At 64.0% G+C, this 26,435-nt stretch carries 27 protein-coding genes; 11 read left to right on the forward strand and 16 right to left on the reverse strand.

The genetic code is table 11. The features are described 5' to 3' along the window. Window positions 1-30 precede the first annotated feature (30 nt). Window positions 31-2,955, reverse strand: coding sequence for a magnesium-translocating P-type ATPase (gene mgtA, locus CDA09_RS11610; protein ID WP_217351243.1), 2,925 nt, complete (start codon window positions 2,953-2,955; stop codon window positions 31-33). Beyond that, window positions 2,871-4,217 carry a carbohydrate porin gene (locus CDA09_RS11615; protein WP_286164095.1) on the reverse strand — a complete coding sequence of 449 codons (1,347 nt, stop codon included), beginning with the start codon at window positions 4,215-4,217 and terminating at the stop codon, window positions 2,871-2,873. Before CDA09_RS11615 ends, mgtA begins: the two co-directional genes overlap by 85 nt. A 302-nt stretch (window positions 4,218-4,519) precedes the next feature. Here CDA09_RS11615 and CDA09_RS11620 point away from each other — a divergent pair, with 302 nt between their 5' ends. The 7 genes from CDA09_RS11620 to CDA09_RS11650 all read left to right on the forward strand — a co-directional run bounded on the left by CDA09_RS11620 (window position 4,520) and on the right by CDA09_RS11650 (window position 11,656). Then, on the forward strand, window positions 4,520-4,789 hold the full coding sequence (locus CDA09_RS11620; protein ID WP_121428783.1) for a metal-sensing transcriptional repressor: 270 nt from the start codon (window positions 4,520-4,522) through the stop codon (window positions 4,787-4,789). A gap of 8 nt (window positions 4,790-4,797) precedes the next feature. Beyond that, window positions 4,798-5,934: a nickel/cobalt efflux protein RcnA gene (locus CDA09_RS11625; protein WP_121428785.1), complete on the forward strand. Its 1,137-nt coding sequence runs from the start codon at window positions 4,798-4,800 to the stop codon at window positions 5,932-5,934. A gap of 201 nt (window positions 5,935-6,135) precedes the next feature. Beyond that, complete coding sequence (locus CDA09_RS11630; protein WP_217351244.1) at window positions 6,136-7,518, forward strand: ABC transporter substrate-binding protein; 1,383 nt, start codon at window positions 6,136-6,138, stop codon at window positions 7,516-7,518. A 13-nt stretch (window positions 7,519-7,531) separates the two neighbouring features. Further along, window positions 7,532-8,551 carry an ABC transporter ATP-binding protein gene (locus CDA09_RS11635; RefSeq protein ID WP_121428787.1) on the forward strand — a complete coding sequence of 340 codons (1,020 nt, stop codon included), beginning with the start codon at window positions 7,532-7,534 and terminating at the stop codon, window positions 8,549-8,551. Between the two features lies 1 nt (window position 8,552). Then, a complete protein-coding gene (locus CDA09_RS11640; RefSeq protein WP_121428788.1) occupies window positions 8,553-9,467 on the forward strand; it encodes a carbohydrate ABC transporter permease in 915 nt (304 codons plus the stop codon). Between the two features lies 1 nt (window position 9,468). Then, window positions 9,469-10,323: a carbohydrate ABC transporter permease gene (locus CDA09_RS11645; protein ID WP_121428790.1), complete on the forward strand. Its 855-nt coding sequence runs from the start codon at window positions 9,469-9,471 to the stop codon at window positions 10,321-10,323. A gap of 76 nt (window positions 10,324-10,399) precedes the next feature. Continuing rightward, the gene (locus tag CDA09_RS11650) at window positions 10,400-11,656 is read left to right on the forward strand and encodes a type II restriction enzyme NmeDI-related protein (protein WP_121428791.1); all 1,257 of its coding nucleotides are present in this window, start codon (window positions 10,400-10,402) and stop codon (window positions 11,654-11,656) included. A gap of 22 nt (window positions 11,657-11,678) precedes the next feature. On the opposite strand, the gene CDA09_RS11655 is transcribed toward CDA09_RS11650, so the two are convergent. From CDA09_RS11655 to yghU, 10 genes are all read right to left on the reverse strand, one after another. Further along, entirely contained in the window at window positions 11,679-12,428 is a 750-nt protein-coding gene (locus tag CDA09_RS11655) for an SDR family NAD(P)-dependent oxidoreductase (RefSeq protein ID WP_121428793.1), read from the reverse strand. A 78-nt stretch (window positions 12,429-12,506) separates the two neighbouring features. Beyond that, window positions 12,507-13,073 carry a hypothetical protein gene (locus CDA09_RS23175; protein ID WP_128106561.1) on the reverse strand — a complete coding sequence of 189 codons (567 nt, stop codon included), beginning with the start codon at window positions 13,071-13,073 and terminating at the stop codon, window positions 12,507-12,509. A 72-nt stretch (window positions 13,074-13,145) separates the two neighbouring features. Then, window positions 13,146-13,655: a hypothetical protein gene (locus CDA09_RS11660; protein WP_121428794.1), complete on the reverse strand. Its 510-nt coding sequence runs from the start codon at window positions 13,653-13,655 to the stop codon at window positions 13,146-13,148. Between the two features lie 85 nt (window positions 13,656-13,740). Next, the gene (locus CDA09_RS23180) at window positions 13,741-14,490 is read right to left on the reverse strand and encodes a hypothetical protein (protein WP_128106562.1); all 750 of its coding nucleotides are present in this window, start codon (window positions 14,488-14,490) and stop codon (window positions 13,741-13,743) included. 336 nt (window positions 14,491-14,826) lie between these two features. Beyond that, a complete protein-coding gene (vapC, locus tag CDA09_RS11665) occupies window positions 14,827-15,180 on the reverse strand; it encodes a type II toxin-antitoxin system VapC family toxin (RefSeq protein ID WP_217351245.1) in 354 nt (117 codons plus the stop codon). 44 nt (window positions 15,181-15,224) lie between these two features. Next, window positions 15,225-15,419 carry a type II toxin-antitoxin system VapB family antitoxin gene (locus CDA09_RS11670; RefSeq protein ID WP_121428796.1) on the reverse strand — a complete coding sequence of 65 codons (195 nt, stop codon included), beginning with the start codon at window positions 15,417-15,419 and terminating at the stop codon, window positions 15,225-15,227. A 94-nt stretch (window positions 15,420-15,513) separates the two neighbouring features. Continuing rightward, window positions 15,514-16,581: an ACR3 family arsenite efflux transporter gene (arsB, locus tag CDA09_RS11675; RefSeq protein WP_174718437.1), complete on the reverse strand. Its 1,068-nt coding sequence runs from the start codon at window positions 16,579-16,581 to the stop codon at window positions 15,514-15,516. Between the two features lie 11 nt (window positions 16,582-16,592). Next, window positions 16,593-17,006 (reverse strand): arsenate reductase ArsC, encoded by a 414-nt coding sequence (locus tag CDA09_RS11680; RefSeq protein WP_121428800.1) that lies wholly within the window; start codon window positions 17,004-17,006, stop codon window positions 16,593-16,595. Between the two features lie 5 nt (window positions 17,007-17,011). Beyond that, window positions 17,012-17,371, reverse strand: coding sequence for an ArsR/SmtB family transcription factor (locus CDA09_RS11685; protein WP_121428801.1), 360 nt, complete (start codon window positions 17,369-17,371; stop codon window positions 17,012-17,014). Between the two features lie 69 nt (window positions 17,372-17,440). Further along, window positions 17,441-18,319 carry a glutathione-dependent disulfide-bond oxidoreductase gene (gene yghU, locus CDA09_RS11690; protein ID WP_121430841.1) on the reverse strand — a complete coding sequence of 293 codons (879 nt, stop codon included), beginning with the start codon at window positions 18,317-18,319 and terminating at the stop codon, window positions 17,441-17,443. A gap of 179 nt (window positions 18,320-18,498) precedes the next feature. On the opposite strand from yghU, the gene CDA09_RS11695 reads away from it, so the two are divergent. After that, on the forward strand, window positions 18,499-19,518 hold the full coding sequence (locus CDA09_RS11695; RefSeq protein ID WP_286164096.1) for a zinc-dependent alcohol dehydrogenase family protein: 1,020 nt from the start codon (window positions 18,499-18,501) through the stop codon (window positions 19,516-19,518). A gap of 139 nt (window positions 19,519-19,657) precedes the next feature. Next, window positions 19,658-19,927 carry a hypothetical protein gene (locus CDA09_RS11700; RefSeq protein ID WP_121428803.1) on the forward strand — a complete coding sequence of 90 codons (270 nt, stop codon included), beginning with the start codon at window positions 19,658-19,660 and terminating at the stop codon, window positions 19,925-19,927. 21 nt (window positions 19,928-19,948) lie between these two features. Here CDA09_RS11700 and CDA09_RS11705 read toward each other — a convergent pair whose 3' ends face one another. From CDA09_RS11705 to CDA09_RS11715, 3 genes are all read right to left on the reverse strand, one after another. After that, on the reverse strand, window positions 19,949-20,821 hold the full coding sequence (locus CDA09_RS11705) for an HDOD domain-containing protein (protein ID WP_121428805.1): 873 nt from the start codon (window positions 20,819-20,821) through the stop codon (window positions 19,949-19,951). 117 nt (window positions 20,822-20,938) lie between these two features. Further along, entirely contained in the window at window positions 20,939-21,907 is a 969-nt protein-coding gene (locus tag CDA09_RS11710; RefSeq protein WP_121430843.1) for a DHHA1 domain-containing protein, read from the reverse strand. A gap of 48 nt (window positions 21,908-21,955) precedes the next feature. After that, window positions 21,956-23,116, reverse strand: coding sequence for a GNAT family N-acetyltransferase (locus CDA09_RS11715; RefSeq protein ID WP_121428807.1), 1,161 nt, complete (start codon window positions 23,114-23,116; stop codon window positions 21,956-21,958). Window positions 23,117-23,232: 116 nt separating this feature from the next. On the opposite strand from CDA09_RS11715, the gene CDA09_RS11720 reads away from it, so the two are divergent. Next, complete coding sequence (locus tag CDA09_RS11720; protein WP_121428808.1) at window positions 23,233-23,937, forward strand: 2-phosphosulfolactate phosphatase; 705 nt, start codon at window positions 23,233-23,235, stop codon at window positions 23,935-23,937. A gap of 13 nt (window positions 23,938-23,950) precedes the next feature. Here CDA09_RS11720 and CDA09_RS11725 read toward each other — a convergent pair whose 3' ends face one another. After that, on the reverse strand, window positions 23,951-24,154 hold the full coding sequence (locus tag CDA09_RS11725) for a tautomerase family protein (protein ID WP_121428809.1): 204 nt from the start codon (window positions 24,152-24,154) through the stop codon (window positions 23,951-23,953). A gap of 225 nt (window positions 24,155-24,379) precedes the next feature. On the opposite strand from CDA09_RS11725, the gene CDA09_RS11730 reads away from it, so the two are divergent. Further along, a complete protein-coding gene (locus tag CDA09_RS11730) occupies window positions 24,380-26,422 on the forward strand; it encodes a helicase-related protein (protein WP_121428811.1) in 2,043 nt (680 codons plus the stop codon). Window positions 26,423-26,435: the final 13 nt, after the last annotated feature.

Genomic DNA, 26,435 nt, shown 5'->3' on the forward strand with positions numbered 1-26,435 from the left:
CGACGACGATCACTTCCCTCGTCTATCTTCTCATTGCCAGCCCCAACGGCGGCTGTAGATACCTTTCATCGCCTGCGTCAGTCCCATATACCCCAGCAGGATCATCGGCAGGAAGACGAAGTACAGCGGCGGCAAGGCCTGGAGCTTGAAGGAATCTGCAAGCGGCCCCATCGGCAGGAAGATCCCCACCGCCATGATGATGCCGGTCATCACCAGCAAGGGCGTGGCGGCGCGGCTCTGGATGAAGGGGAGCTTGGGCGTGCGGATCATGTGCACGATCAGGGTCTGCGTCAGCAAGCCGACGATGAACCAGCCGGACTGGAACAGGGTCTGCTGCTCCGGCGTCGTCGCACCGAACACGAACCACATCATGGCGAACGTCGTGATGTCGAAGATCGAGCTGATCGGCCCGAAGAACATCATGAAACGGCCGATGTCGCCCGGCTGCCAGCGCTGCGGTTGACGCAGCAGGTCGTCATCCACATTGTCGAAGGGGATGGCGATCTGCGAGATGTCGTACAGCAGGTTCTGCATCAGCAGTTGCATCGGCAGCATCGGCAGAAACGGAATGAACGCGCTGGCCGTCAGCACCGAGAACACGTTGCCGAAGTTCGAGCTCGCCGTCATCTTGATGTACTTGAGCATGTTGGCGAAGGTGCGGCGGCCTTCGAGCACGCCTTCCTCCAGCACCATCAGGCTCTTTTCCAGCAGGATGATGTCGGCGGCTTCCTTGGCGATGTCCACCGCCGTGTCCACCGAGATGCCGATGTCGGCGGTACGCAGGGCCGGGGCGTCGTTGATGCCGTCACCCATGAAGCCAACCACGTGCCCGTTGCCTTTCAGCAGCCGCACGATGCGCTCCTTGTGCGAAGGCGTGAGCCTGGCGAAGACGTCGTGCCTCTCCACCGCCTTGGCAAGTGCGGCATCGGTCATCTGCTCGACGTCGGAACCGAGCAGCACGCCGTCGGGCTCCAGGCCCACCTCGCGACAAATCTTGGCCGTGACCAGTTCGTTGTCGCCGGTGAGTACCTTGACGGCCACGCCATGCTCGGCCAGCGCCTGCAGCGCCGGCGCGGTGGACTCCTTCGGCGGATCGAGGAAAGCGACATAGCCGATGAGCGTCAATTCACGCTCGTCGCCCACGCCGTAGGCCTCCCTTGCCGGCGGCATGTCCTTGGCGGCGACGGCAACCACGCGCAGGCCTTCTTCGTTGAGCGCGGCCGTCACGGCGCGGATGCGGGCCAGCAGGTCGGGCGTCAAGGCCTCGACCGCCTCGCCGTGGCGCACCCGCGTGCAAGCGGACAGGATTTCCTCGACCGCGCCCTTGGTGATAAGCACATGGTGTTCGTCATGCTCGGCCACCACCACCGACATGCGGCGACGCGTGAAGTCGAACGGAATCTCGTCGACCTTGCGGAAATCCGCCGCCACTTTCAGCTCCCGATGCACCCCGGCATGTTCCAGCACGGCCACGTCGAGCAGGTTCTTGAGCCCCGTCTGGTAATAGCTGTTCAAGTACGCGAGTTCGAGCACGTCGTCGGAGTGCTCGCCCCATACGTCGACGTGTCGCGACAGGAAGATCCTGTCCTGCGTCAGCGTGCCGGTCTTGTCGGTGCACAACACGTCCATCGCGCCGAAGTTCTGGATGGCGTCGAGCCGCTTGACGATGACCTTCCGGCGCGACAGCACTACCGCGCCCTTGGCGAGCGTCGACGTGACGATCATCGGCAACATTTCGGGCGTCAGCCCCACGGCGATCGACAGCGCGAACAGCAGCGCCTCCATCCAGTCGTGCTTGGTGACCCCATTGATGAAGAGCACCAGCGGCGACATCACTAACATGAAACGGATCAGGAGCCAGCTCACCTTGTTCACGCCCGCCTGGAACGAAGTGGGAGCCCGGTCGGTCGCCGTGACGCGGCTGGCCAACGCGCCGAAATAGGTACCGTTTCCGGTGCCGAGCACGATGGCCGTGGCCGAGCCGGACACCACGTTGGTGCCCATGAACAGGATGTTGTCCAGTTCCAGCGGGTTGATGGCCTTCTTGTCGCGCTGGGTGCCGAACTTCTCCACCGGCATCGATTCGCCCGTCATCGCGGCCTGCGACACGAAGAGGTCTTTCGCGCCAAGCACACGGCAATCGGCCGGGATCATGTCGCCGGCAGACAGTATGACCAAATCACCGGGCACCAGCAGCTTGATGGGTAATTCCACTCGCTGCGCCAGCCGCATGTGGAGATGCACACCAAAATAGTGCTCGGCCTCCGGCGCGGCATCCTCCGATGCATCGCGGCGCATCACAGTGGCTGTGTTGCTCACCATCGCCTTGAGGGCGTCGGCGGCCTTGTTGGATTTCGCCTCCTGCCAGAAGCGCAGCAGCGTGGAGAGCACCACCATCGAACCGATCACAATGGTGGCCTTGAGGTCCTCGGTCACGTAGGAGATGACCGCGAGCAGCGTCAGCAGCAGGTTGAAGGGGTTGCGGTAGCAGTGCCACAGGTGCATCCACCAGGGCAACGGCTTTTCGTGCTCGACCTCGTTGAGGCCCACGCGCTCGCGGATGGCATCGGCTTGGCACTCGGAGAGCCCGTCATCGTGGCTGCCGAGCCGATTGAGCAGTGTTTCCGCATCGGCCGTGGAAGCGGCGACGAGCGTCTTGGTCAGGCTGGCCGGCACCTCGCGGCTGACACCGGTCTGCGCCAGGGTATCCAGCAGAGCCAGACGGCGGAAGTGCCGGGCGATGTGGCGGGTACGAAGAAATCCCGCAAAAAATTGCTTCAGGATGGTGAAGTTCATGTTTTCTCCTTGTCGCCACCATCCTGAACCGGTCAGGATGGTGGCTGCCGAGACGGACAGTCCATGGTGTTTTCTCAAAACTCCGTATGCAGGCGCACGGATGCGACGTTGACGGGGCCGCGGTCGGCGTTGTAGGCCGGGTTGCGGATGCGCTGCCAATCCAGCGTTATCCACGCGGCCTTGGCGAGGTTCAGGTTGTAGAAGGACTCGACGATGGCTTCCGGCCGGTAGTTCAACCGCCCATCGCCGATGAAGAAGCCCAGGCCGCCCGCTGCAAGGTAGTCGCGGTGAACGTCGGAGAGGCCGTTGCGCGCCACGGCGAGGCCGAGGCTGTCCTGCCCGCGCCCCCAGGAGGTTCCCTTGATCAGGACACCGCCCGACAGCGAGCGGTCGATCTCGGTGAAGGCGTAGGTTTCGGTTTTGCCGTCCGCCCAGTTCGCGCGGCCGAACAGCCCGACGTCGTCCAGCAGGGCTTGTTCGAGGCTGAAACCGATGCCGCGCTTGGTCTGCTCGCCAGTGCGCACGTCGTTGATGTCGGGTGTTCCTCCGGTCCTCTCGGCAAGGTCAAGCGCATCCTGGTAGCGGGACATCCGGGTGCGGTTGCTGAAGGCCAGCACGCGCAGCTTGCCGGGCTGTCCCGCGATGCTGTGGGCATGCTCCAGCTCGACCTGATCGCCGTAGTGCCGGAAGATGTGCCGATCGAGCGCCTGCTGATTGGGCAGCTTGGGCTGGATGAAGCGGCCTGCCCGCACCACCCAGTCGTCGTGATACCACTCCAGCGCAACGCCCCAGGAGTAGCCGCGCGCGTCAGCCGCGTAGTCATACGCCCCGTGCGTCATCAGCGACCAGTTGAGGAACTGGGTGCGCGGATCGTGGCTATACGCGTTGCCGTCGAAGACATCGAGCACCGACAGGTTGCCCGCCGTCAGCACCCAGCGGCGTCGATCGACCATCCCCGCCAGCTGGTTGGCCCCCGACTCGACGGCCTCCTGCTCGCCACCTTCACCCCAGGTCTGGCGAAGGAACAGGCGGGCGCGATAGCTCTTCAGCCTTCGGCTGGAAGAGCGGGCGATCTCGCCGTTGGTGAATCCGCCCAGGCCCGTGAGACCGGACAGCGCGAGGCCCCGTGCCGCTTCGGGGTTGAAATACAACTCGCCGCCAGCCCACGGACGCCAGCCGAACATGGCCGTGGTCGTGAAGGAATAGCTCCTTTCCTTGTCGGTTTTCAGGCTGTGGCCGCCCGAGTAAGCGGCCGGGAAAGACCGCTTGTCCTGCCACACGTAGGTCGCCTGAAACTTGGCGTTCCAGTCCTCGGGTTGAACGGTGTCGGCGAAGCCGAAGCCGGACAACATGGCTCCCGCAAGAGCGGCGGCGAGTCTGACAAGCGCCATCTGGCGCGAAGCGATGAAATTGAAACGCATGCACATCCCCCGCCGAGCGCGCAAGATGCGCTCGGCCCAACAGGCGCTGCTGCCAGCAGCACCGAACGGTCAACAAAGGGAGCAGCAAAGCAACCGAGAACCGGTTGCCTGGCCGCTACCCGCCAAAATCAGCAAGGTAGCGGCGAGAGATGACACCCGCAGTTACCTTGCCCGTGTGCCGTCGACGCAAGATCGACTACCGGGACTGCCCACAGGTGGAACTCCATTCGAAACGACCGGCGCATTGTAATGCGCGCGAAAGTCGCAGACAATACCCTATCCCCCGGGATAGGATAACAAACATGACTACCCACATTTCGCACCCCGAAATCATCAAGCGGCTCAAGCGTGCCCAGGGCCATCTCAAGAGCATCGTCACGATGCTGGAAGAAGGGCGCGGCTGCCTGGACGTTGCCCAGCAACTGCAGGCGGTGGAAAACGCCATCGCCAACGCCAAGAAAACGCTGGTGCATGACCATATCGATCACTGCCTCGAACACGCCGTGCGCGAGGGCACGCAGAGCGCGGACGACACCATCCGCGAGTTCAAGGCGATCACCAAATACCTGTAAGGCACCTCATGACGGAATTCTCGACGCTGTTGCAGCAAGGCAATGCCTGGCTGTTCGTCCCCAGTGCGATCCTGCTGGGCGCCCTCCACGGGCTGGAACCGGGCCACTCCAAGACCATGATGGCGGCCTTCATCGTGGCCATCCGCGGCACGGTCATGCAAGCCGTGCTGTTGGGGCTGTCGGCGACGCTTTCCCATACCGCGGTCGTATGGGCCGTGGCGATGGCCGGTCTGTACTTCGGAAGCAACTGGAACCCGGAAACGACGGAGCCGTACTTCCAGGTGGCCTCCGCGGTGCTCATCATCGGCGTAGCCGCGTGGATGCTCTGGCGCACCTGGCGGCAGCAACACGCGTGCTTCCACGATCACAGCCATGACCACGATCACGGTCATGACCACGATCATCATCACGGCGAGGCCATGCAAATCGACACCGGCCACGGCGTGGTGCGGCTGGAAGTGTTCGAGGATGGCGTGCCGCCCCGTTTTCGCCTGTACCGCGAAAGCGGGCACGGCCATGTCTGGAGCGCCGATCAGGTCAGGATCGAGACCGAGCGGCCCGACGGTAGCCGCCAGGGCTTTACTTTTGTGCAGCGTGACGGCTTCGTCGAATCCGAACAGGAAATCCCCGAACCGCACGAGTTCGTCGCCCGTCTGCGCCTGGGGCATGAACACCATAGCCACGACTATGACGTCGAGTTCGTCGAACACGACGACCATCACCACGCCATTACGGATTACGAGGGGCTGGACGTGTCGGCACCGGGCTACCAGGATCCGCACGAGCTTGCCCACGCCAACGACATCCGGCGACGCTTCGCCAATCGGGAAGTGACCACCGGGCAGATCGTCATGTTCGGCCTGACGGGGGGCCTCATCCCGTGTCCGGCGTCGATCACGGTGCTGCTGCTGTGCCTGCAGTTGAAGAAGATCACCATCGGCGCAGTACTCGTGCTGTGCTTCAGCATCGGCCTGGCCCTGACGATGGTGGCCTCGGGCACGTTGGCCGCCCTGAGCGTGAAACATGTTTCCAGGCGTTGGGGCGGTTTCGGCGAATTCGCCCGCAAGGCACCGTATTTTTCCGGGTCCTTGATCGTGCTGGTCGGGCTGTATGTCGGCTATCAGGGGCTGCGCGCGCTGGTCTGAGGCAGCGGTGCTGCCACGTGTCCGTTGATCCGGCCGATATGGGCCCCGATCCATTCCGGTAAATCGATCGGGGAAACTTCCCGGCGTCGCGGTACTCGAACTGTTACAAAATGCCGACAGCGACGTCGTCGCCCATTCCGGGTGATGCGGTTCGGCGGTGCGTCTCGTCGGATGTCGAATAAAACGTTCGAGGAGACAGCCGTGGCCACGAAAATGCCCGTGCAGGGACGTCGGGCTCCCATCCAGCATTCCACCGCAGCAGGCGTCAGCCGTCGCCGCTTCATCGAAGCGGCCGGCGCGATCGGTGCGGCAGCGGCGCTGTCGCCGTTCATCATGCCGCAGCGCGCGTTCGCTGCCAAAAAGACGCTCAGGATCCTGCAGTGGAACCACTTCGTGCCCGGCTACGACAAGTGGTTCGACGGTACCTACGTGAAGGAGTGGGGCGCGAAGAACGACACCGAGGTGATCGTCGACCACGTCGGCATCCCCGCGCTCGCCACGCGCGCCGCGGCGGAAGTGTCGGCGCAGCAGGGGCACGACCTCTTCATGTTCCTGTCGCCGCCGCCGGCCTACGAGGAGCAGGTCATCGACCACCGAGAGATCTACGACGAGTGCATCCGCAAGCACGGCAAGCCGGTCGATCTCGCGGTGCACAGCACCTTCAATCCGAAGACGAAGAAGTATTTCGCCTTCTCCGACAGCTACGTGCCGGACCCGGTGAATTACCGCAAGGACTTGTGGGACGACATCGGCATGACGCCGAGCACCTGGGATGACATCCGGGTCGGCGGTCGCAAGATCAAGGAGAAGCACAACATCCCGGTGGGTGTCGGCCTGTCCGCCGAGCTCGACACCGCGATGGCGATGCGCGCGCTGCTGTTCTCCTTCGGCGGATCGGAGCAGGACGAGCAGGGCGACATCGTGCTGAACTCGAAGAACACGCTCGAAGCGGTGAAGTTCGCACGGGCGCTCTACCAGGAGGCGATGACGCCGCAGGTGATGGCGTGGGACGCGTCGTCGAACAACCGGGCGATGCTGGCGGGGCAGATTTCCGTGGCGCTCAACGCGATCTCGATCACGCGCGAGGGCGAGAACAAGAACATCCCGGGCACCGACAACATCTGGCTCGCCAAGGCGGCCGCCGGCCCGGTGCGGCGGATCGGCCTCGAGCACGTGATGGACTGCTACGTCATCTGGAAATTCGCCGCGAACATCGAGGGCGCGAAGAAGTTCCTGATCGACTACATCGACAACTTCCACACCGGCTTCATGGCGAGCGAGTTCTACAACTTCCCGTGTTTCGCCGCGACGGTGCCGGACCTGCAGCAGCAGATCGCGAAGGACAGCAAGGCCAGGCCGGCCGACAAGTACAAGGTCCTCGGCGACGTGCTCGACTGGGCGACCAACGTCGGCTATCCGGGCTACGCCAACGCCGCGATGGACGAGATCTTCAACACCTGGGTCATCAACACGATGTTCGCGAAGGCCGCGAGCGGCGCCGACACGCCGGAGAACGCCATCAAGGAGGCGGAAGCGCAGTGCAAGCGCATCGTCCAGAAGTGGCGCGCGAAGGGTCTGGTCTAGGCGGACCGCCGCCATGGCGACGGTAGAGACCCGGGCGCTGTTCAAGCGCTTCGACGGCGTGGCCGCGGTGGATGGCATCGACCTGCCGGTGCGCGAGGGCGAGTTCCTGGTGCTGCTGGGCCCGTCCGGCTGCGGCAAGACGACGCTGCTGCGGATGATCGCCGGGCTGGAGACGCCGTCGTCGGGCGACGTGCTGATCGACGGACGCGTCGTGACGCCGCTGCCGCCGCGCGAGCGCAACATGGCGATGGTGTTCCAGAGCTATGCGCTGTACCCGCACCTCACGGTCGCGGACAACATCGCCTTTCCGCTCAGGGCGCACGGCATGCGCGGCGCGGAAGCCGCCGAGCGCGTGCAGCGGGCGGCGGCGATGTTTTCCATCGAACGGCTCCTCAAGCGCAAGCCGCGCCAGCTCTCCGGCGGCGAACGCCAGCGCGTGGCCCTCGCGCGGGCCGTCGTGCGCGAGCCGGTAGTCTTCCTCCTCGACGAACCGCTCTCCAACCTCGACGCCCAACTGCGCAGCACCGCGCGCGACGAGCTGCAGCACTTCCAGCGGCGCCTCGGCACCACCACCATCTACGTGACGCACGACCAGATCGAAGCGATGGGCTTGGGCGACCGCATCGCCGTGCTCGATCACGGCCGCATTCACCATCTCGGCACGCCGCGCGAAATCTACGTCGATCCGGCCGATACCTTCGTCGCCACCTTCATCGGCTCGCCGCCGATGAACCTTGTCGAAACGGACGACATCATCACCGGATTCCGCCCCGAACAGTTCATGCCGGTCGAGGCGCGGCCAAAGGACGAACCGATGCGCCGCTTCACCCTCGACGTCGGGCGGGTCGAGTACCTCGGCGCCGACCGTCTGGTGTACGGCACCCTGGCGCCGCCGCTACCCCCGAGCCGCGTCATCGCGCGCCTCCCGGCCGGCCCGGAGCTGCCGGTGTCCGCGGGCGAACGCCACGAATTCGCCGTCCGCGAGCGCGACCTGCGCCATTTCGACCGCGCCAGCGGCCGGCGGGTGAGCTGAGATGCGCGCGCCCGCCGCCCGGCACGGCCCGACGCTGTTCGACGACGAGCGCTGGCTCGGGCGGCTGCTGCTCGCGCCGGCGATCCTCTACATCGTCCTGCTGGTCGGCTTCCCCTTCGCGATCGGCCTCTACTACAGCGTCAGCGATGCCACGGTGGGCACGCGCACCTTGCACTTCGTCGGCCTCGACAACTTCCGCCTCGCGCTGGAGAACGCGACCTTCTGGCAGTCGCTGCGCAACGCCGTGGTGTTCACGCTGATCTCGCAGGCCTTCGTCGTCGTGCTCGGCAAGATCCTCGCGATGGCGCTGTACCGCGACTTCCGCGGCAAGTGGCTGGTGCGCTTCCTGATCCTGCTGCCATGGGTCGCGCCGATCTCGCTCGGCAGCATCGGCTGGCTGTGGATCTTCGACCCGGTCTACAGCATCATCAACTGGATTGCCCGCGGCCTGGGCCTGCTGGCCCCGAACGCATGGCCGATCTGGCTGGGCCAGCCGGACCTCGCGATGGCCTCGGTGATCATGGTCAACGTCTGGCGCCTGCTGCCGCTCGCGACGGTCATCATCCTCGGGGGCCTGTGCTCGATCCCCCAGGACATCCACGACGCGGCGGCGATGGACGGCGCCGGCTTCTGGCGCCACCTCTTCCTCATCAACATCCCGCTGGTCATGCCGATCATGCTCGTCGCGCTGCTCTTCGGCATCGTGTTCACCTTCACCGACATGATCGTGATCTACGTGCTGACCCGCGGCGGCCCCTACGACACCACGCAGGTCATCGCCAGCCTCGCGTTCTTCACCGGCATCCAGGGCGGCGACCTCGCGGGCGGCGCCGCGATCGCGCTCTTCCTGTTCCCGGTGCTGGTCGCGGTGGCGATCCTGTTCCTCACGCTGGCGCGGCGGGCGGAGGTGACCTGAGATGAGCACATCCACCATCACCATCAAACGCTGGGCCGCGCGCGGCGGGCATTTCGGCCTGCTCGCCGCCTTCGTCGCCTTCTCGGCCTTCCCGTTCTACTGGATGCTGATCACGACCTTCAAGGAGACCAACGACCTCCTCGCCACCGCGAACAACCCCTTCCTCTTCAACCATCCGCCCACGCTCGAACACTTGCGCGTGCTCGTCGTCGATACGCAATTCGTCCGCTGGCTGGGGAATACCACGCTGGTCGGCGTCTCGGTCGTCGCGATCACGCTACTGCTCGCCGTCCCGGCCGGCTACGCGCTGGCACGCCTCGCCGGGCGCTGGGGCCAGCAGATGGCGATCGGCATCTTCCTCACCTACCTCATCCCGCCGACCATCCTGTTCATTCCCTTTTCGCGCATCATCGCCTCGCTCGGGCTGCAGGATTCGCTGTGGTCGCTGGTGCTGGTCTACCCGAGCTTCACCGTGCCGTTCTGCACCTGGCTGCTGATGGGCTTCTTCAAGGCCATCCCGCGCGACATCGAGGAAGCCGCGATGATGGACGGCTACTCCCGCTTCGGCGCCTTCCTCAAGGTCGTGGTGCCGAACTGCTCGGCCGGCATCCTGACGGCGGTGATCTTCGCCTTCACGCTGGTGCTGCAGGAATTCGTCTACGCGCTCACCTTCATCACCAGCTCGTCGCAATACACCGTCAGCGTCGGCGTGCCGACCTTCCTTGTGCGCGGCGACGTCTATTTCTGGGGCTCGATGATGGGCGCCTGCCTCATCGTCAGCGTCCCGATCGCCATCGTCTTCAACCTGTTCGTCGACCGCTTCGTCGCGGGTTTCACCGTGGGGGCGATCAAGTAGCGGCATCACCGGGAACGCAGGGCGCCCGTGCGCCGTGACTGGAAAAAGCGGCAGGGCTCTCCCATAATTCCCTGTCATGAAACAGACACTCCAGCCCATCGCCCAGGCCTACAAGAGCGACCGCGAATCGGTTTACAACACGTGGTTTGTCAGCAGCGAGGATCGCCTCAAGGCGTTCCGCAGCATCCGCCGCGGCGTCGGCACCGTCGTCGAGGACATCCGGCAGCACCGTTTTCCGAACGACTTCAAAGGCTCATCGCTGGAGTTCGTGCTGAGCTGCATCGCCGAGCAGAAGCAGGTGTTCGAAGGCGCCGCGCATCCCTTCTACTGGAAACCCAAGCTTCGCATCCCGGACATCTACGAGAACGACGCCAACAAGCAGGCTTTCGGCGAATTCCTGCATGCCTGCCTCAAGACCACCGACGTAGGGGCCCTGGAGAAGGAGGTCCTGAAGCTTGCCGGCCGCGGCATCAAGGGACTCGGGCCGGCGGTCGCCAACATCCTCTACTTTCTCCATCCCGAGCTCTTCCCGCCCTTCAACACGGCCATGCTCAACGGCTTCAACGCGCTTTTCCAGGCGAGGAAGAAACTGGGATCGTGGGAGAGCTATCTGGAAATGCGCGAGACGATCATTCAGGCCAACTCGACGCTGGGCACACTATCCAGGGATCTCGGCGCATTCAGCGGAATGTTGTTCGAGATCGGGGTAGGGCGGCTCGCACCCGACGCCAGCGGGCAGGGCACCCTGGTTGCCGCGCAGGAAAAGCTCGAACAGCTTCGGCGCAAGCGCCACGCCCAGATCGAGCAGGACGTCGCGGAAGAACGCCTCCACACCAAGGTCCAGTACCAGCTATCCGAACTCGGGCGCGCGCTCGGGTATGACATACTCGTAGCACGCAACGATCGTAGTGCCCAATACCAGGGCCGCGCGCTCGGATACCACAGCCTGGAAGGGCTCCCGGACCTGGGGCTCCCGCCGGAAGTGCATGCGACGGCAGAGCTGATCGATGTCCTTTGGCTGTACAAGGGAAAGGCGCAAATCGCCGCCGCCTTCGAGGTCGAGAAAAGCACCTCCATCTATTCCGGCATATTGCGGCTGACCGACATGGCGCTCTCCATCCCCGGCAAGGAAGAGCATCTCTACCTGGTGGCACCGGCCGTTCGGGAAAGGGAGATCATCGAGCAGTTGAAGCGCCCCATGTTCCGGCGGCCGGACGAGTTCTCCCTCGGGTACATCCTGTTCGAGGATCTCGATCGCCATTTCGAATCGCTCTGCAAACTCGGCGAAGATCACCGCATCCTCGACAAATTGGCCTGCCGCTGCTGTTTTTGACCGGGTGGCTGTGGTTTTCGCCTCAAACCCGCATCCCGCCGTTTGTGTCGAAGAACTGGCCGGTGATCCAGCGGGCATCGTCGGAACACAGAAAGGCGACCACGTCGGCGATGTCCTCCGGCGTCCCCAGGCGACCGAGGGTGGTGCTGGCGATCATCTGCTTCTTCACATCCTCGGGCAGCAGTTGTAGCATGTCGGTGGCGGTCGCTCCGGGGGCGACGGCATTGACCGTCACGTGCTTCACCCCCAACTCCAGTGCGTGCGCGCGCGTCAGCCCCTCGACCGCCGCCTTGGACGCGCAGTAAACGCCCGCCCCCGGCACCGCGGCGCGGGCACCGCCGGACGAGATGTTGACCACTCGTCCCCCGTTCGTCCCGATCCGGCGTGCGAACTCGGCGGTCGCCAGGAGGGTGGTCAGGACGTTGGCACGGAACACCTTCTCGAAGTGGGTCGTGTCCGCGTCCTCAACCGATCGAAGCTCGTGCACGCCAGCATTGTTCACCAGAATTGAAACCGGACCGAACGTCTGCTCGGCCGCGTCGAACAATTTGGCCACGGCCGCAGGATCGCTCGCGTCGCACTGAAACGCGATCGCTTTCCCGCCCGCCGCAGTGATCTCAGCCACAGTCTTCTCGGCCGCCTTCGCGCTGGTGCCGTAGTTCACGACTACCTTCGCACCGTCGGCGGCGAGGCGCTTGGCCGTCGCCGCCCCGATGCCCCGGGCCGCTCCCGTCACCACCGCCACTTTACCCGTCAATCGTGTTTGTACCATTGGCTTTCTCCTTTTCCTGTTGCTAACGTTGATCACCGGACGGCGCGGCTTTTTGCGCCCGTCGGATGCAGAGAATTGTTAGCGCCAATCTGCATGCTCACATTCATAGTTAATTTGCCAGAAACCTCCCTCATCAATCGAAGGGTTCGCACGGCACTCCACCACACCGTCAACATCAATTACAGCGGCGTTAACTGTGAAAGGCCCCATATTTTCATCAAGACCTACCCAGGCATATAGAAGGGCTGACTGGTGACTCAAAAGCCCCCTCCGAAATTGTTCTTTCGCCCAATCAAACGAGCCAGGGCGCAAAAACCCGAAACTGGCAACCAGCAGACTAACTTCTTTGCTATTGGCGGGATTTAGCATCTTCTCGATAGTGTGCTTACACCGCGAATCCTTGTTTTCCCTTTCCAGATATAGGTACGCTTCTTTACTACCGAATGGCACCCAGCAGAGATCTCGCGGGAAGTGCCAATTCATTTCTCTCCGTACCAGGTATCCGAGCTTCGCGCCCAGCTCTGAAAAATGTCCAAGCTCGGCTGCTGTGATGTCAGAATAGTTAGAAGTTGTATGCCACGACAACTTTCTAAACGAAAGAACATACCCTTCAAATAGCCTTTGTAGAAATATTCGGGAATTCATCGCAACTCTCTTGGCGCTAAATGTTCGACGCGAGGGGCGGCCCGCTTGCGGTACGTCCCTTTGAGGACGGGGTTAGGGCGCTGCATCGAAGAGCGCAAGAGAGAACCCATAGTAGGAGCCGGACTCAAGCTCCTCGCACCAGAGACGCCGAATTTCTGTGTTTGACGCGAAGTACTTCATGCCTCTCAACCACGACTGCCAAACTTCGGTGTCAATGTAGCCCGACTTGAAGTACAGGTATTCCTCGGCGCACAGGTTGAAGTAGTCATAGAGCAATTGCTTGTCTTCGATTGTCAGCAGGAGGCTGCCATCCCTGAGCAGGAGTGCATTCAACCGATTGTTCAACCTGTCATAGTGGGCATTGAAGTCACGGAACAGGCTGATGAAGCGCTCCGTATTGTGATTGTGCTGCGAATACAGGAAGTGGACCAGAGCCGCGACGGCGCCGGTTACTGAAAGGAAGAGCTCCGGTGACAGCCTTGTCGGTAGCAGCGAGAAGGCTGCCGCGTTGGCGGCGACGGCAAGCCCGATGAAGAGCCAGGGATAGTAGTTGCGCTGGCGAAGACCGAAGGGGGTTCGCATTGGAGCGTCCGTAGTTTGGATTCACCGGGCTGCGCGGCTTTTCGCGAAGGTCCGGAGGGAATGGGGTGGGCAACTTTGGCATCGTTCAGGCGCGATGATCTGCTGTGGCTCCGTGAGATTGCAGCAAGCGGACCATTTGCTTGTCTCCGCGCTTCTCGGCAAGATCCAGCAGCGAATTACCGTTCTCATCGGTGCCCGTTGGCTTTACGCCATCGCTAAGCAAGTTGCTTGCGGTAGCCCAGTTGCCTTCCCATACGGCAATCGCAAGCCTAGGGTCCACAAGCCCGCTAAGTTCGCGTCGAATTCTTTCCAATTCCCCTACGTGGGCAGCTTGCTCCGCTGCGGCTTGCTCAACGCGAGCTCTCGTGGAGGCAATTAGTCGCTCCGCCCGCTGCTTGATATACATGACCTTTGTCTGCTTTTCGTCACCGCCACACTCGCCGAATAGACGAATCCACAATCCTTTATCATAAGATCCAGTCTCAAGCTCATCGGCGATCTGACAATAAATGCGATCTTCGTCAACGTTTAACCGTTGGATATCGGTAAATTCATGATCAGACCGCTGAAGAAATTCTCGAGGGATGTTCTGCTCAGTTTCCTGAGCGGATGACGTTGATTCCCGAGTTGTAATACTGACTTCACCGGAGGCTACCGACGGTCGCGCGATCAACCAAATAAGGTACGGGATGAGTGGGATGAGTAAAGCAGCGACAAGCCATACCGCCTTCTGCCAACCTTCTGTTCGTGGTGAAACTGCAATGTGAACAATCATCGCAAGATTGGCAATCATAAACAAGACGCTGATCAGGTGCCAGATTGAAAATCCACCCATCGTATTTAATTCCTGGAGTGCATTGGTAGAAAAAATCCGTGCGTCGCCATTCCACCTATCTAAAAATTACGATAGCAACCGAATGGGATCCGTGCAACCATTTATTACAGCACAAACATAGGCGACGCATATGGCTATGTCAAACTCACCGGCTATAACGGGGAAATGGGGTCAAGTTTCCGACGAATTCGATATATGGCACCGAGCGATGGGATGAGATCGCCCCACGTTTAAAATTTTGTAGATTACGGGCACAAAACGGCCCTGAGACAAGGCGCCCCCGCCGCGGAGGCCCATGAACGCGGTCCTTCTTGACGGTCCACTGCATTCCAGCGTTCAGGTCGCAGTGAGCGCCGGTTGGAGGCCCAGGTGCTCTACAAACGGATCAAAATCCCTGTCGCTGTACAGCAAGGCCATCCCGCTTTCGATGCAGCGGGTAGCAATCACGGTATCGATAGTCTTCCGTACCGTTACACCCAGCGCCCGCAACGAACGAAAATTTCTGGCCGCTTGAATGGCAATTTCTTGCCCACCCAGCTCAACAATTACCAGCGAGGTCATAAGCGTTCTGGCCTGGTTGAAGTCACGCTCGCTTGCGAAGCCTTGCAGTACCTCAGTCAGGATCAAGTCGCCTGTAATAATGAGCTCTGTTCCAAGCAGCGAGTCCAGCTTTTCCGTCTGCGGGATCACGGTTCCGCGGAAGTAGTCGATTCAGGCACTGGACTCGACCAGGATCATTTTTCGGTCCTCATCGTGTCGAGATCGCCTTGCCAGTCGAGCTTGCCACGAAACCGGCGGATCTCTTCCTGCTGACGAAGGCGAAGAAGCGTCTTGAGGGCGAGTTCCACCGCTTCGCGCTTGGTCTTCAAGCCGGTTACGCGGAGCGTGTCGTTCATCAGCTTGTCGTCGATCATAATGCTGGTGCGCATGATGCGTATCCCCTCATTCCGATATGCACACGCTAATCCCCGTCGGCCAGACCGCGCAACCTGACAATGCCCCAGGACGTCCCGTCGCAGAAACTCAGGCCCGTTGATACCAAGCCTTCGAAGCGTTCACGATCCTGACCACCAGCAACATCACCGGCACCTCGATCAGGACGCCCACCACGGTTGCCAGTGCCGCGCCGGATTCGAATCCGAAGAGGCTGATCGCCGCCGCGACGGCCAGTTCGAAGAAGTTGGAGGCGCCGATCAGCGCCGACGGGCACGCGACATCGTGCTTCTCGCCCACGGCACGATTCAGCCAGTAGGCGAGCGCCGAGTTGAAGAACACCTGGATCAGGATGGGCACGGCGAGCAGGCCGATCACGAGCGGCTGCTTCAGAATCGCTTCGCCCTGAAACGCGAAGAGCAACACCAGGGTCGCCAACAGCGCCGAAATCGACCACGGCCCGATCTTCGCCATCGCCGCATCGAAGGCGGCCTGTCCTTTAGCGAGCAGGGAACGGCGCCACAGTTGGGCGAAGACGACCGGGATGACGATGTAGAGCACCACCGAGGTGATCAGCGTGCCCCAGGGCACCGTGATGGCCGAGATGCCCAGCAGGAAGCCGACGATGGGGGCGAAGGCGAACACCATGATGGTGTCGTTGAGCGCGACCTGGGACAGGGTGAAGAGCGGATCGCCGTTGGAGAGCCGGCTCCACACGAACACCATCGCCGTGCAGGGCGCGGCGGCCAGCAGGATGAGGCCGGCGATGTAGCTGTCGAGCTGGTCGGCCGGCAGCATCGGCGCGAACAGGTTGCGCACGAAGAGCCACGCGAGGAAGGCCATCGAGAAGGGTTTCACGAGCCAGTTCACGAAGAGCGTCACGCCGATGCCGCGGACGTGCTGCCTCACTTCATGCAGCGCACCGAAATCGACCTTCACCAGCATCGGGATGATCATGACCCAGATGAGCAGGCCGACCGGGATATTGACCTGCGCGATCTCCATGCGGCCGATGGCCTGAAACAGGCCGGGTGCCGTCTGGCCGACCACGATGCCGGTGACGATGCACAGAAACACCCAGACGGTCAGGAAGCGTTCGAAGACGCTCATCGGAACGCCAGTAGCGACTTTGGCGGTGACTTCACATTGGGCGGACATATCGGCGCTCCCTACAGACCCAGGGCCTGGCGAACCGCCGGGACCAGGCGGGCGCGGATGTCGTCGCGCACCGCAACGAAGCTTTCCAGCGGCTCGCCGTGCGGGTCGTGGAAAGGAAGGTGAATGCACCTGACCGCGCCGGGGAAGACCGGGCAGGTCTCTTTCGCGTTGTCGCAGACGCTCACCACCAGATCGATCGGCTCGTCCGTCAGGGCGGCGACATCCTTCGGATACAGCCCCTCGGTCGGCAGGCCGGCGAGCTTCAGGGCTTCGATGGCGCCGTCCGCGACCTTCGCCTGCGGCCGGGTGCCGGCGGAGATTCCACGCACGAGACCGGCGAGGTCGTGATTGAGGATCGCTTCGCCCATCTGCGAGCGACAGGAGTTCCCGGTGCACAGCACGAGGACCGTCTTGAGCTTGTTCATGGTTTTCAGTCTTGCGGATTGGATGTCGGGCGGCGACGCTTCTGCACCGTGCCGCATGTCGTGGCCGCGGGCAGGCAGGCCTTGCCCTGGCAGCAGTTCCTCGTCAGGAAGGCAATCAGCTCATCCATCGTCTCGTACGCGGCCGAGTAATGGATGAACCGGCTTTCCCGTTCGCCCTTGATGAGACCGACGCGCGCCAAGTGCGAAAGGTGGAAGGAAAGCGTCGCGCCGGGGAGTCCGAGATGCTCGCCGATGGCGCTGGCATTCATGCCCTCGGGGCCGGCTTCGACCAACAGGCGGAAGATGGCAAGACGGGATTCGTGCCCGAGGGCAGCGAGAAGTTCGGCGGCGTTGAGCGTTTCCATATTTCCAAGTTTATGGAAATATGGAAACAAGTCAAGATGAAGGCCGCGCCCGCGTCTTCTTGTGCGGGTTCAGTTCCCGGTATTCGGGGCGAGCTTGTCCTGCGTGCGCAGCTCGAAGTCGCTGGCATCGTGCCGTTCGTGGAGTTGCTCGGCCGGTTCGCCCCAGGTGCGGTTCACCTTGCGGCCGCGTTGCACCGCCGGTCTTCGTGCGATCTCGTGTGCCCACCGCAGGACGTGCGTGTAGCTGGGGGCGTCGAGGAACTCGGCTGCGTCGTAGGCCTGGTTCAGCACCAGCCCGCCGTACCACGGCCAGATGGCGATATCGGCGATGGTGTACTCGTCGCCGGCGATATAGGGGCGCTCGGCAAGCAGGCGATTCAGCACGTCCAGCTGCCGCTTGACCTCCATCGCGTAGCGGTTGATCGGGTATTCATACTTTTCCGGGGCGTAAGCGTAGAAATGGCCGAAGCCGCCGCCGACAAACGGGGCGCTGCCCATCTGCCAGAAGACCCACGACAGGCATTCGGTGCGCGCGGCGGGCTCGCGCGGCAGGAAGGCCCCGAACTTTTCCGCGAGGTACAGCAGGATTGAGCCGGACTCGAACACGCGGAGCGGCGGCGTGACGCTGCGGTCGAGCAGGGCGGGGATCTTGGAGTTGAGGTTGATCGCGACGAAGCCGCTGCCGAACTGTTCGCCATCGTTGATGCGGATCGGGTAGGCGTCGTATTCCGCTCCGGCGAAGCCGCGCGCGAGCAGCTCCTCGAGCATGATCGTGACCTTCACGCCGTTCGGGGTCGCCAGCGAATAGAGCTGCAAGGGGTGCTTGCCGACCGGAAGCTCCTTGTCGTGCGTGGCGCCGGCGACGGGACGGTTGATGTTGGCGAACTTGCCGCCGCTGGGGGCTTCCCATTTCCAGACCTTGGGCGGTGTATATGTGGTGTCGCTCATGACTGCTCCGTTGTGCTTGTCGGGGGCGGGCTCGGCATCCGCCACGGGAAGCATAGCAAAGGAGGGATCGATGGGTCGCCGCATTGCGGAGGGCGCCTGTCGATCGGGCGGGGCTATCTGCCGAGCCGGGGTCCGATCGATTAGCATTGCCTTCCATCGGAACCGGATCGCGAGGGTGAATGTTCATGAGAGTCTTCCAGGTCGAAACAGCGTGGTCGGACGAGAACCTGCGGATTGGCGAACGCCCGGAACCGACCGCCGGGCCGGGCGAGGTCAGGCTGAAGATGACCGCGTCCGCACTCAACTACCGTGATCTGCTGGTGCCGCGGCGCGGCTACGGGTCGCGGATGAAGGCACTGCCGCTCATCATGCTGTGCGATGGAGTGGGGCGGATCGATCAGGTCGGCGAGGGCGTCGATTCGTATCGGATCGGCGATCGCGTCTGTCCGCTGTTCTTTTCGACCTGGCCCGCGGGCGAACCGAGCGCCGAGCATCTGGCGCACAGCCTGGGGTGCGAGATCGACGGCACGATGGCCGAGTACATGGTCGTTCCTGCGTCCAAGGTTGCGGCGGTTCCCGCCCACCTGGACGACGTCGAGGCCGCCACCTTGCCAACGGCCGCGGTCACCGCATGGCGGGCGCTCGTCACGGAAGGGCGGGTGAAGGCGGGTGACACGGTGCTCGTGCAGGGCACGGGCGGCGTATCGCTGTTTGCCCTGCAGTTCGCGAAGATGCTCGGCGCGAAGGTGATCTGCACCTCGTCCAGCGACGAGAAGCTCACGCGTGTGCGGGCGATGGGGGCGGACGAGACCATCAACTATCGGACCACGCCGGAATGGGGCCGCGTCGCCCGCGACATGGCAGGCGGAAGCGGCGTCGACCACGTCGTGGAAGTCGGCGGACAGGGCACGCTGCCGCAATCGCTGCGCGCGGTGCGACCCGGCGGCACGATCAGCATGATCGGCGTGCTGGCGGGGTCGGTGATGGACGCGCCCTTGGGGATGATCGTCACACGTCACGTGCGCCTGCAGGGCATCACCGTGGGCAGCGGCGAGGATTTCAGGGCGATGGCGCGTGCGATCGCACACCACGGCATGCGGCCCGTCGTGGATCGCGTGTTCGCGTTCGATCAGTTGCGCGAAGCGATGCAGTACCTCGCCAGCGGCCGCCATTTCGGGAAGGTTTGCATCCGCCACTGAGGAGCGCAATCCGGGCGCCTTCGGGGGTAGCGACCGGCGCCCGGCAATTCTATTTTTCCCCGAATTTGATTTCTGTCACCGCAACTGCCCCCCGGAACCGTTATACAGGCAGGGAGGTCTTTCGCGGGGTGAGAGAATCATGAAAAGCCACGTTGCCGAGCAGGTGCTTCCTGCCAATCCGCGCTTTCATCTGCGCCGTCACGACGGGTTGTTCCTGCCGATTTCCTTCTTTCTCGTGACCGAGCGGATGCGGGCGGATATCGAGCAGGAGCGCGAGCTGATCATCGAGACGCTTCCGCCGGCGCAGCGTGCGAAGCAGGAGATGCTTTTCAAACGTTATGATCCGCGCAAGAGCGTGCGCGTCTTCGAGGACATCCTGCGGCTGTTCGGCATTCCGCGACGCTCCTGAATTCGGGGACGCACCACGGATTCAACCGTCGAGGGCTGCGTGCAGCTCCTGTGCCATCGACTCCACCTCGTCCGTCAGGGCCAGATAGGCTTCGCCGAGTTTTGCGCGTTCCTGCGCAGCGCTGTCGTAGTCCTTGTTCATCCACTCGAAATGGCCGCCTGCCATCACGTTGCCGATGTAGATGATGTCGGCGAGGTTGCGCGGGTACTCCGGCACGGGGCGCGGGTGGTCGTGGTCGCGCGTGGCGACGGCGATGTCCTCGGGGATGCCGAGCGAGAAGAGCAGGGATTCGCCGATGCTCTCGTGCCATTGGTAGACGAGGTGGCGCACGGTGTCCGGCCGTTCGCGCAGTTCCTCGTACTGCGCGGCGCGGTACAGCATGTAGCTTGCGCCGAGATCATGGACGAGGCCGGCGAACATTGCCTGGTCGGGCGTGACGCGGCCGAATTTCTGCGCGAGGACGGTGCAGGCGGCCGCGCTCGTGACCGAATGCTTCCACAGGCGCGTCGAAATGCCGTCGAAATCGGTGAGGCCCTTGCCGAGCAGGAGCTGCTTCATCGCGAGCGAGAGCGCGAGGGCGCGGACCGACTTGGTGCCGATGCGCATGACCGCGCCCTGCAGATCCTTGACGGGCGGACCGTTGCGGCGGTTGAGGACGGAATTGGCGACGCTCAGCAGCCGGCTGCTGATCAGCGGGTCGAGGCTCACGGCGGCGCTGATCTTCTCGATCGGGACCTCCGGGTCATCGAGCAGTTCGCGCAGGCGGATGGTGAGATCGAAGCAGGTCGGGAAAACGAGTTTGTGCGACAGTTCGCCTGCGATGTCTTCCAGCATGTGGAAACGCTGGGCCTTCAGGGCGTCGCCGGTCTTGTCGTCTTCGCGTGAGTTGGGCATTGCGATGTAACTGCGCTGGGTTATTCGTCGGGATTGCGCCGATGCCGGTCCCGCGAGTCCATCTGCACGGGGCACCTTCGGAGCATGGCGGATTATGGAGTGCGTGTCAGCCGCAATTCAGCGCTGCTCGTCCGGCCGGGGCGAAAGGATGTGCTCGATGAAGTCCCGCAAGGGCATGCGGAAGCCGGCCGCGTTGGGGTGACCGCCTCCGCCGTAGTGTTCGGCAAGGCGCGCGACGTTGACGACGTTGCAGCCGCGCAGCGAAACCTTGACCACGCCATCGCCGGACAACTGCCACACGAGGCCGAACGTCTGCGCGCGTTCCGCGAGGCGTCCGCCGAGTTCGGAGGCGAAGGCCGCGCTGGCATTGATCGCCAAGCCGCGAACCAGCGTATCGGACGCGGAGGCCGCTTCGCCCGGCGCGGCGGTCGCTTGCAGGGTGACCGGCATCACCAGCGCACTCGACGCGAGCCGCTCGACTTCGATGGCGAGGAAGCGGTCCACGGCTTCGCCCTCGTCGAGCAGCGCGCGGTGTGCGGGGGAGGCGGGATCCTCGCTGGCGCGCACGATCGCATCCCACGCCGCGAAGGCGAAGTCGCGCATGCGCAGGGCGCGGCAGAACGGGCGCGTGCCGGCAAGGCGAAAGCGCCACATGTCCTGGTCCTCGATGTGCGCGAGCGCGGCCGGGACCGGGCTTTCGGGGTGGAAATGTTCCCAGGCGAGCCGGGCGCCGGAGTGTTCCAGATCGAAGATCACCGTGAGCCTGCGGGCGGGATCGTCGTAGCGGGCGCGACTGGCCCCGTCGTCTGCGCGCAGCAGCTCGGCCCAGGCCGCGCGGGCGCTGGCGTGGTGGTCGATCAGGCAGACCGAGCGGGCGTGCGCAGCCATCTGTTCGAGTTCTGCGCGCGGAAACGAGAAATCGAGGATGAACACGTCGCGGTCGGCGACGTCGTCTACCGTCCAGCGGTTTCCGTAATGCACGGGCAGGTAGCGCGCGGCGTCGCCGTGACGGCGCCACGCGGCATAGGCGGCGCCGAAGCCGTCGAGGCAGTCGGCGTGATAGAAGATGATGGCGTGTGTCGTCATGATTCGTCCGATCATGCCACAGCGCGTGCGGGGCGCGCCGTCCGGGTGTCAGGCGAGGCCGGTTTCCGGCTTGCGGAAGGGCAAATGGCTGCGCGCATCGTCCTGCCAGGCGGCGACGCCGGCCTTCTGGCGTTCGAGGTGCGGGGCGATCAGGCGCCGCATGTCCGGATCCGGAATCCAGTGCGCCGAACACACGACCTGCGGCGTGAAGCCGCGCGAGATCTTGTGTTCGCCACCGGCGCCGGGCTCGAAACGGGTCAGGCCGTGGCGCAGGCAGTAGTCGATGCCCTGATAGAAGCACAACTCGAAATGCAGGCTGTCGATGTGCCGGCTTGCCCCCCAGTAGCGGCCGTACAGCGTGTCGTCGCTGCGAAAGCACAACGACACCGCGACCGGCACATTGCCGTCACTGGCCGTGAAGACCATCATGCGATCGCCGAGGGTTGCGGCGAGGGCGGCGAAGCATTCGATGCTGAAGGCGGCATGGTTGCCAAAGCGGTCGAAGGTCGACTTGTACAGCGCATGCAGCGCCGGCCACTCGTGCGCGCCGATCTCGCCGCCGTGGCGCACGGCAATGCGCAGCCCAGATTCCGCCGCACGCCGCCGCTCGGCGCGTACCTTGCGGCGCTTCTCGGCCGAGAAGGATTGCAGGTAGCCGGCGAAGTCGCCGAAACCCGCGTCGGACCAGTGGTACTGCACGTCGTGGCTCACGAGCAGCCCCGCGGCGTGCAGCTCCTCGATGTCCGCGGGCGAGGCGAGGGCGACATGCCAAGTGGAAAAACCGTTCTCCTCGACGATGCCCTTCGCGACTCCGATCAGCGCGTTGCACACCGCCGTGGCGTCTGCGGCACCACGCGCGACCAGCAGTCGCGCCCCGGCGACCGGCGTGTAGGGCAGGCCGGAGATCAGGCGCGGGTAGTAGCGGCGGCCGAAGCGTTCCCACACCGCTTTCCAGCTCCAGTCGTAGATGAAATCCCCGTGCGAGTGACTCTTCAGGTAGAGCGGCAGCAGGCCGACGATCGCGTCGTCTTCGCTCGCGACAAGGTGCAGCGGCTGCCAGCCGGCCTCGGGTACGGCGACCCCCTGTTCCTCGACGATGCGCAGGAAATCGCCGTTCAGGAAGGGGTGGCCCGGTTCGGCGAATGCGCTCCAGGCTTCATGCGGGATGTCGGCGGCGCGTTCCGCGATGCGGATCTTCAGGTTGCTCATGCGTCGGGTTGCCATTGCTGAGTTGGGGGCGCGGGCAGTTGGACAATGGCACGGACAATCGTTCAGTGGCGTGAACCGAGCTCACCGTGGGTGACCCCATGCCGTATGATGGAACGATGCAAATCCATCGAATCAGCCTGAACCGCCTCGTGCAGGTGTCGCACGACTTCGACGCCGTCGTCGCGATCGACGTGCTGCGTTCCTTTTCCACCGCAGCCTACGCGTTCGCGGCGGGCGCGTCGGAAATCCACCCGGTCGGGACCGCAGGCGAAGCCGATCGCCTGCTCGATCTCCTGCCCGACGCGCTGACGGTGGGGGCCTTGCCCGGGGGGCGTCCGATGCCCGGCTTCGACCTGGGGAACTCGCCCTCGCGCGTGCAGGATCTGAAGCTCGCCGGGCGGCCGGTGATCCTGTCGACCGCGGCGGGTGTGCAGGCGCTCCTGCGCTTTCGCACGGCGCCGCGCCTTTTCGCCGCGAGCCTCGTGTGCGCCGGCGCAACGCTGCGCGCGTTGCGGGCGGCCCCGCTGGAGCGGGTCGCACTGATCACCACCGGGGAATGGATCGACCGCGACGGCGACGAGGACATCGCCTGTGCAGATTACCTCGCCGCCGGTCTGCAGGGCGAGCCGATCGACCGGGAAGCGCTGGCCCTGCGCGTGCGCAATTCCGATTTCGGCCGGCGCTTTGTCGCGGGCACCGACCCGGCGCTGCCACTCGCCGACCTGAATCTGTGCATGCAGGTCGACCGCTTCGATTTCGCGATGCCGGTGACCCGGGGGCGCTACGGGCTGGAGATTCGTCCGCTACTGCCGCAGACTTGATGCCAGTTGCGGGTCACTGTCCGCGCTTGCGCCGAACTGTCACGCTCTCGCCCGCAATTCCCCAGTTGTCGGTATCGACCTCGTCGATGACGACGACGGTGGTCTGCGGATTCTTGCCGAGAACATCCTGCAGCAGCCGCGTGACGCCGCGGATCAGTTCGGCCTTCTGGTCCGGGGTGGCACCTTCGCGCGTAATCTTGATGTTCACGTAGGGCATGTTTCGTCTTCCGGTGTCGGTGGATCAATGTGAAAGCGCAGGCTACCGGCGGCAACGGATCACGTAAAGTGAATTATTCTGATGCAATGCATCTCGAAATCGAATGCTTGGAAAGGATTCGACATTCGCGGCACGTCCTGCCTCCGGATACGGCCGCCGAACGGCACTTTCACTACCCGGCCCGGACGTGAGACTCTCCATCCTTTGATTCGCGGAACACCTTAATTGGAAGACGATTTCTTCATCGACCCCGAGGACGTCGTGCCAGCCGGGGAGGACCCGGAGGGCGACGATTCGCTGCTCGACGTGGCCCGCGAGCTGCATCTGTGGCTTCAAAGCTTCAACGCACGCCTCGTGCACAACGAGGGGGCAGTGGCAATCGAGGTCGCCGGCGAAGTGGAGGCCGGCGGGCGGCGTTTCCCCTATCGCCTGGTGCCCGAGCGCTGCGTGCTGGCGCGCGTGCAGAAGTGGCGCAAGCTGCCCGAGGAGAAGCATCTCGCGCTGGTGCGCGAGCGGCTCCACATGTCGTCGGTCGCCGACTTCGAGGCCGACGTGCGCGCCTTCGTCACCGGGGTGCTGCAGCGGGCGCAGGCCGAAGGGCTGGACGGTGCGCGCTTCCTGCGTGCGCTGGAAACCGGCAAGGAACTGGCAAGCCGGCGCTTCCGCATCGTCGAGGACCGGCTCGCGGAAGCGGCCGCGCGCCGCCGCGTGGAAACGCTGGCCGAGGCCGCGCGCGACACGGTCAAGCTGACGCGCTATCCGGAGTCCTTCGAGACGGCGTTCATGATGCGGCGCCGTTTCATTGCGATCCTGGGGCCGACCAATTCGGGCAAGACGCACCAGGCGATGGAGGCGCTGGCGCAGGCGGCGAGCGGCGTGTATCTGGCGCCGCTGCGCCTGCTGGCACTGGAAAACTACGAGCGCCTCGCGGACCGCGGCGTCGCGGTAAGCCTCGTCACCGGCGAGGAGCGGCGCATCACCCCCGGCGCGACCCACGTTGCGAGCACCATCGAGATGCTCGACACGTCGCGGCCGGTCGAGGTCGCGGTGATCGACGAGATCCAGATGCTGGAGGACCTCGAGCGCGGTTCGGCGTGGACGGCGGCGGTGTGCGGGGCCGCGGCGAAGACCGTGTTCCTGCTCGGCGCACTGTCCGCGCGTCCGGCAGTGGAAGCTCTCGCCGAGCGCCTCGGCTGCGAGCTGGAGGTGCGCACGCTCGAACGCAAGTCGCCGCTGGAGATGGCGCCGCGTGCAGTGGGCAATATCGGGCAGTTGCGGCGCGGCGACGCGGTGATCGCGTTCTCGCGCCGCGACGTGCTGAACTGGGCGACCAACATCGCCGAGGCGGGTTTTCGCGTCGCGACGATCTACGGCAACCTGTCGCCGGAGGTGCGACGCGCGCAGGCGCAGCGCTTTCGCGACGGCGAGGCCGACATCGTCGTCGCGACCGACGCGATCGGCATGGGGCTGAACCTGCCGGTCGCGCGGGTGGTGTTCTCGACCGCGAAGAAGTTCGACGGCATCTCGGAGGACATCCTGCCGCCCTGGCTCACACACCAGATCGCCGGGCGGGCAGGGCGCTTCGGCCTGCACGAGGCCGGCCTCGTCGCGGGCTTCGACGACCACACGCACCGCATCGTCGCCCGGCTGATGCGCACGTCGGCCGATCCGCTGTCGAGCCGCGGCTTCTACGTGACGCCTTCGCTCCATCATCTCAAGAGCATCTCGGCCGCGACCGGCGAGCGCGCACTCGCGCGGCTGCTCGAACTCTTCTCGCGCAACATCGACCTCACCGACGACTTCTTCCTGCCCGGCGACCTCACCGAGCAGATCGAGCGCGCGCGCTGGCTCGACACGCTGCCGCTGTCGCTCGAGTACCGCTTCACGTTGTCGCTCGTACCGGTATCGACGCGCGTCGAGTCGCTCAACCAGGCGTGGCAGGAATGGGCGCGCGCGCTGTCGAAAGAGCGCACCGCGCATCTTGCGATCGAGCCGATGGGCAGCGGGCGTTACGCGCTGCAGGCCGCCGAGGATGCGTGCAAGAAGTACTCGGCCTATGCGTGGCTGGGCTATCGCCTGCCGAAGCATTATCCCGACGCCGAAGTCGCCGTGGCGCTCGCGCGCAGCACCTCCGAAACGATCGACGAAATGCTTGCGCGCCAGCACGGGCGGCGGCGCGATTCGAAGGGCCGCGGCGGCGGGCGCGGCAAGCCGCGACGCAATGAGGCCCCCCGGCGCCAGACGACCGGGCAGCGCAAGCCGCGGTGATCCGGCGCCGGGG

The sequence above is a fragment of the Azoarcus sp. DN11 genome, assembly GCF_003628555.1.
Classification (GTDB): domain Bacteria; phylum Pseudomonadota; class Gammaproteobacteria; order Burkholderiales; family Rhodocyclaceae; genus Aromatoleum.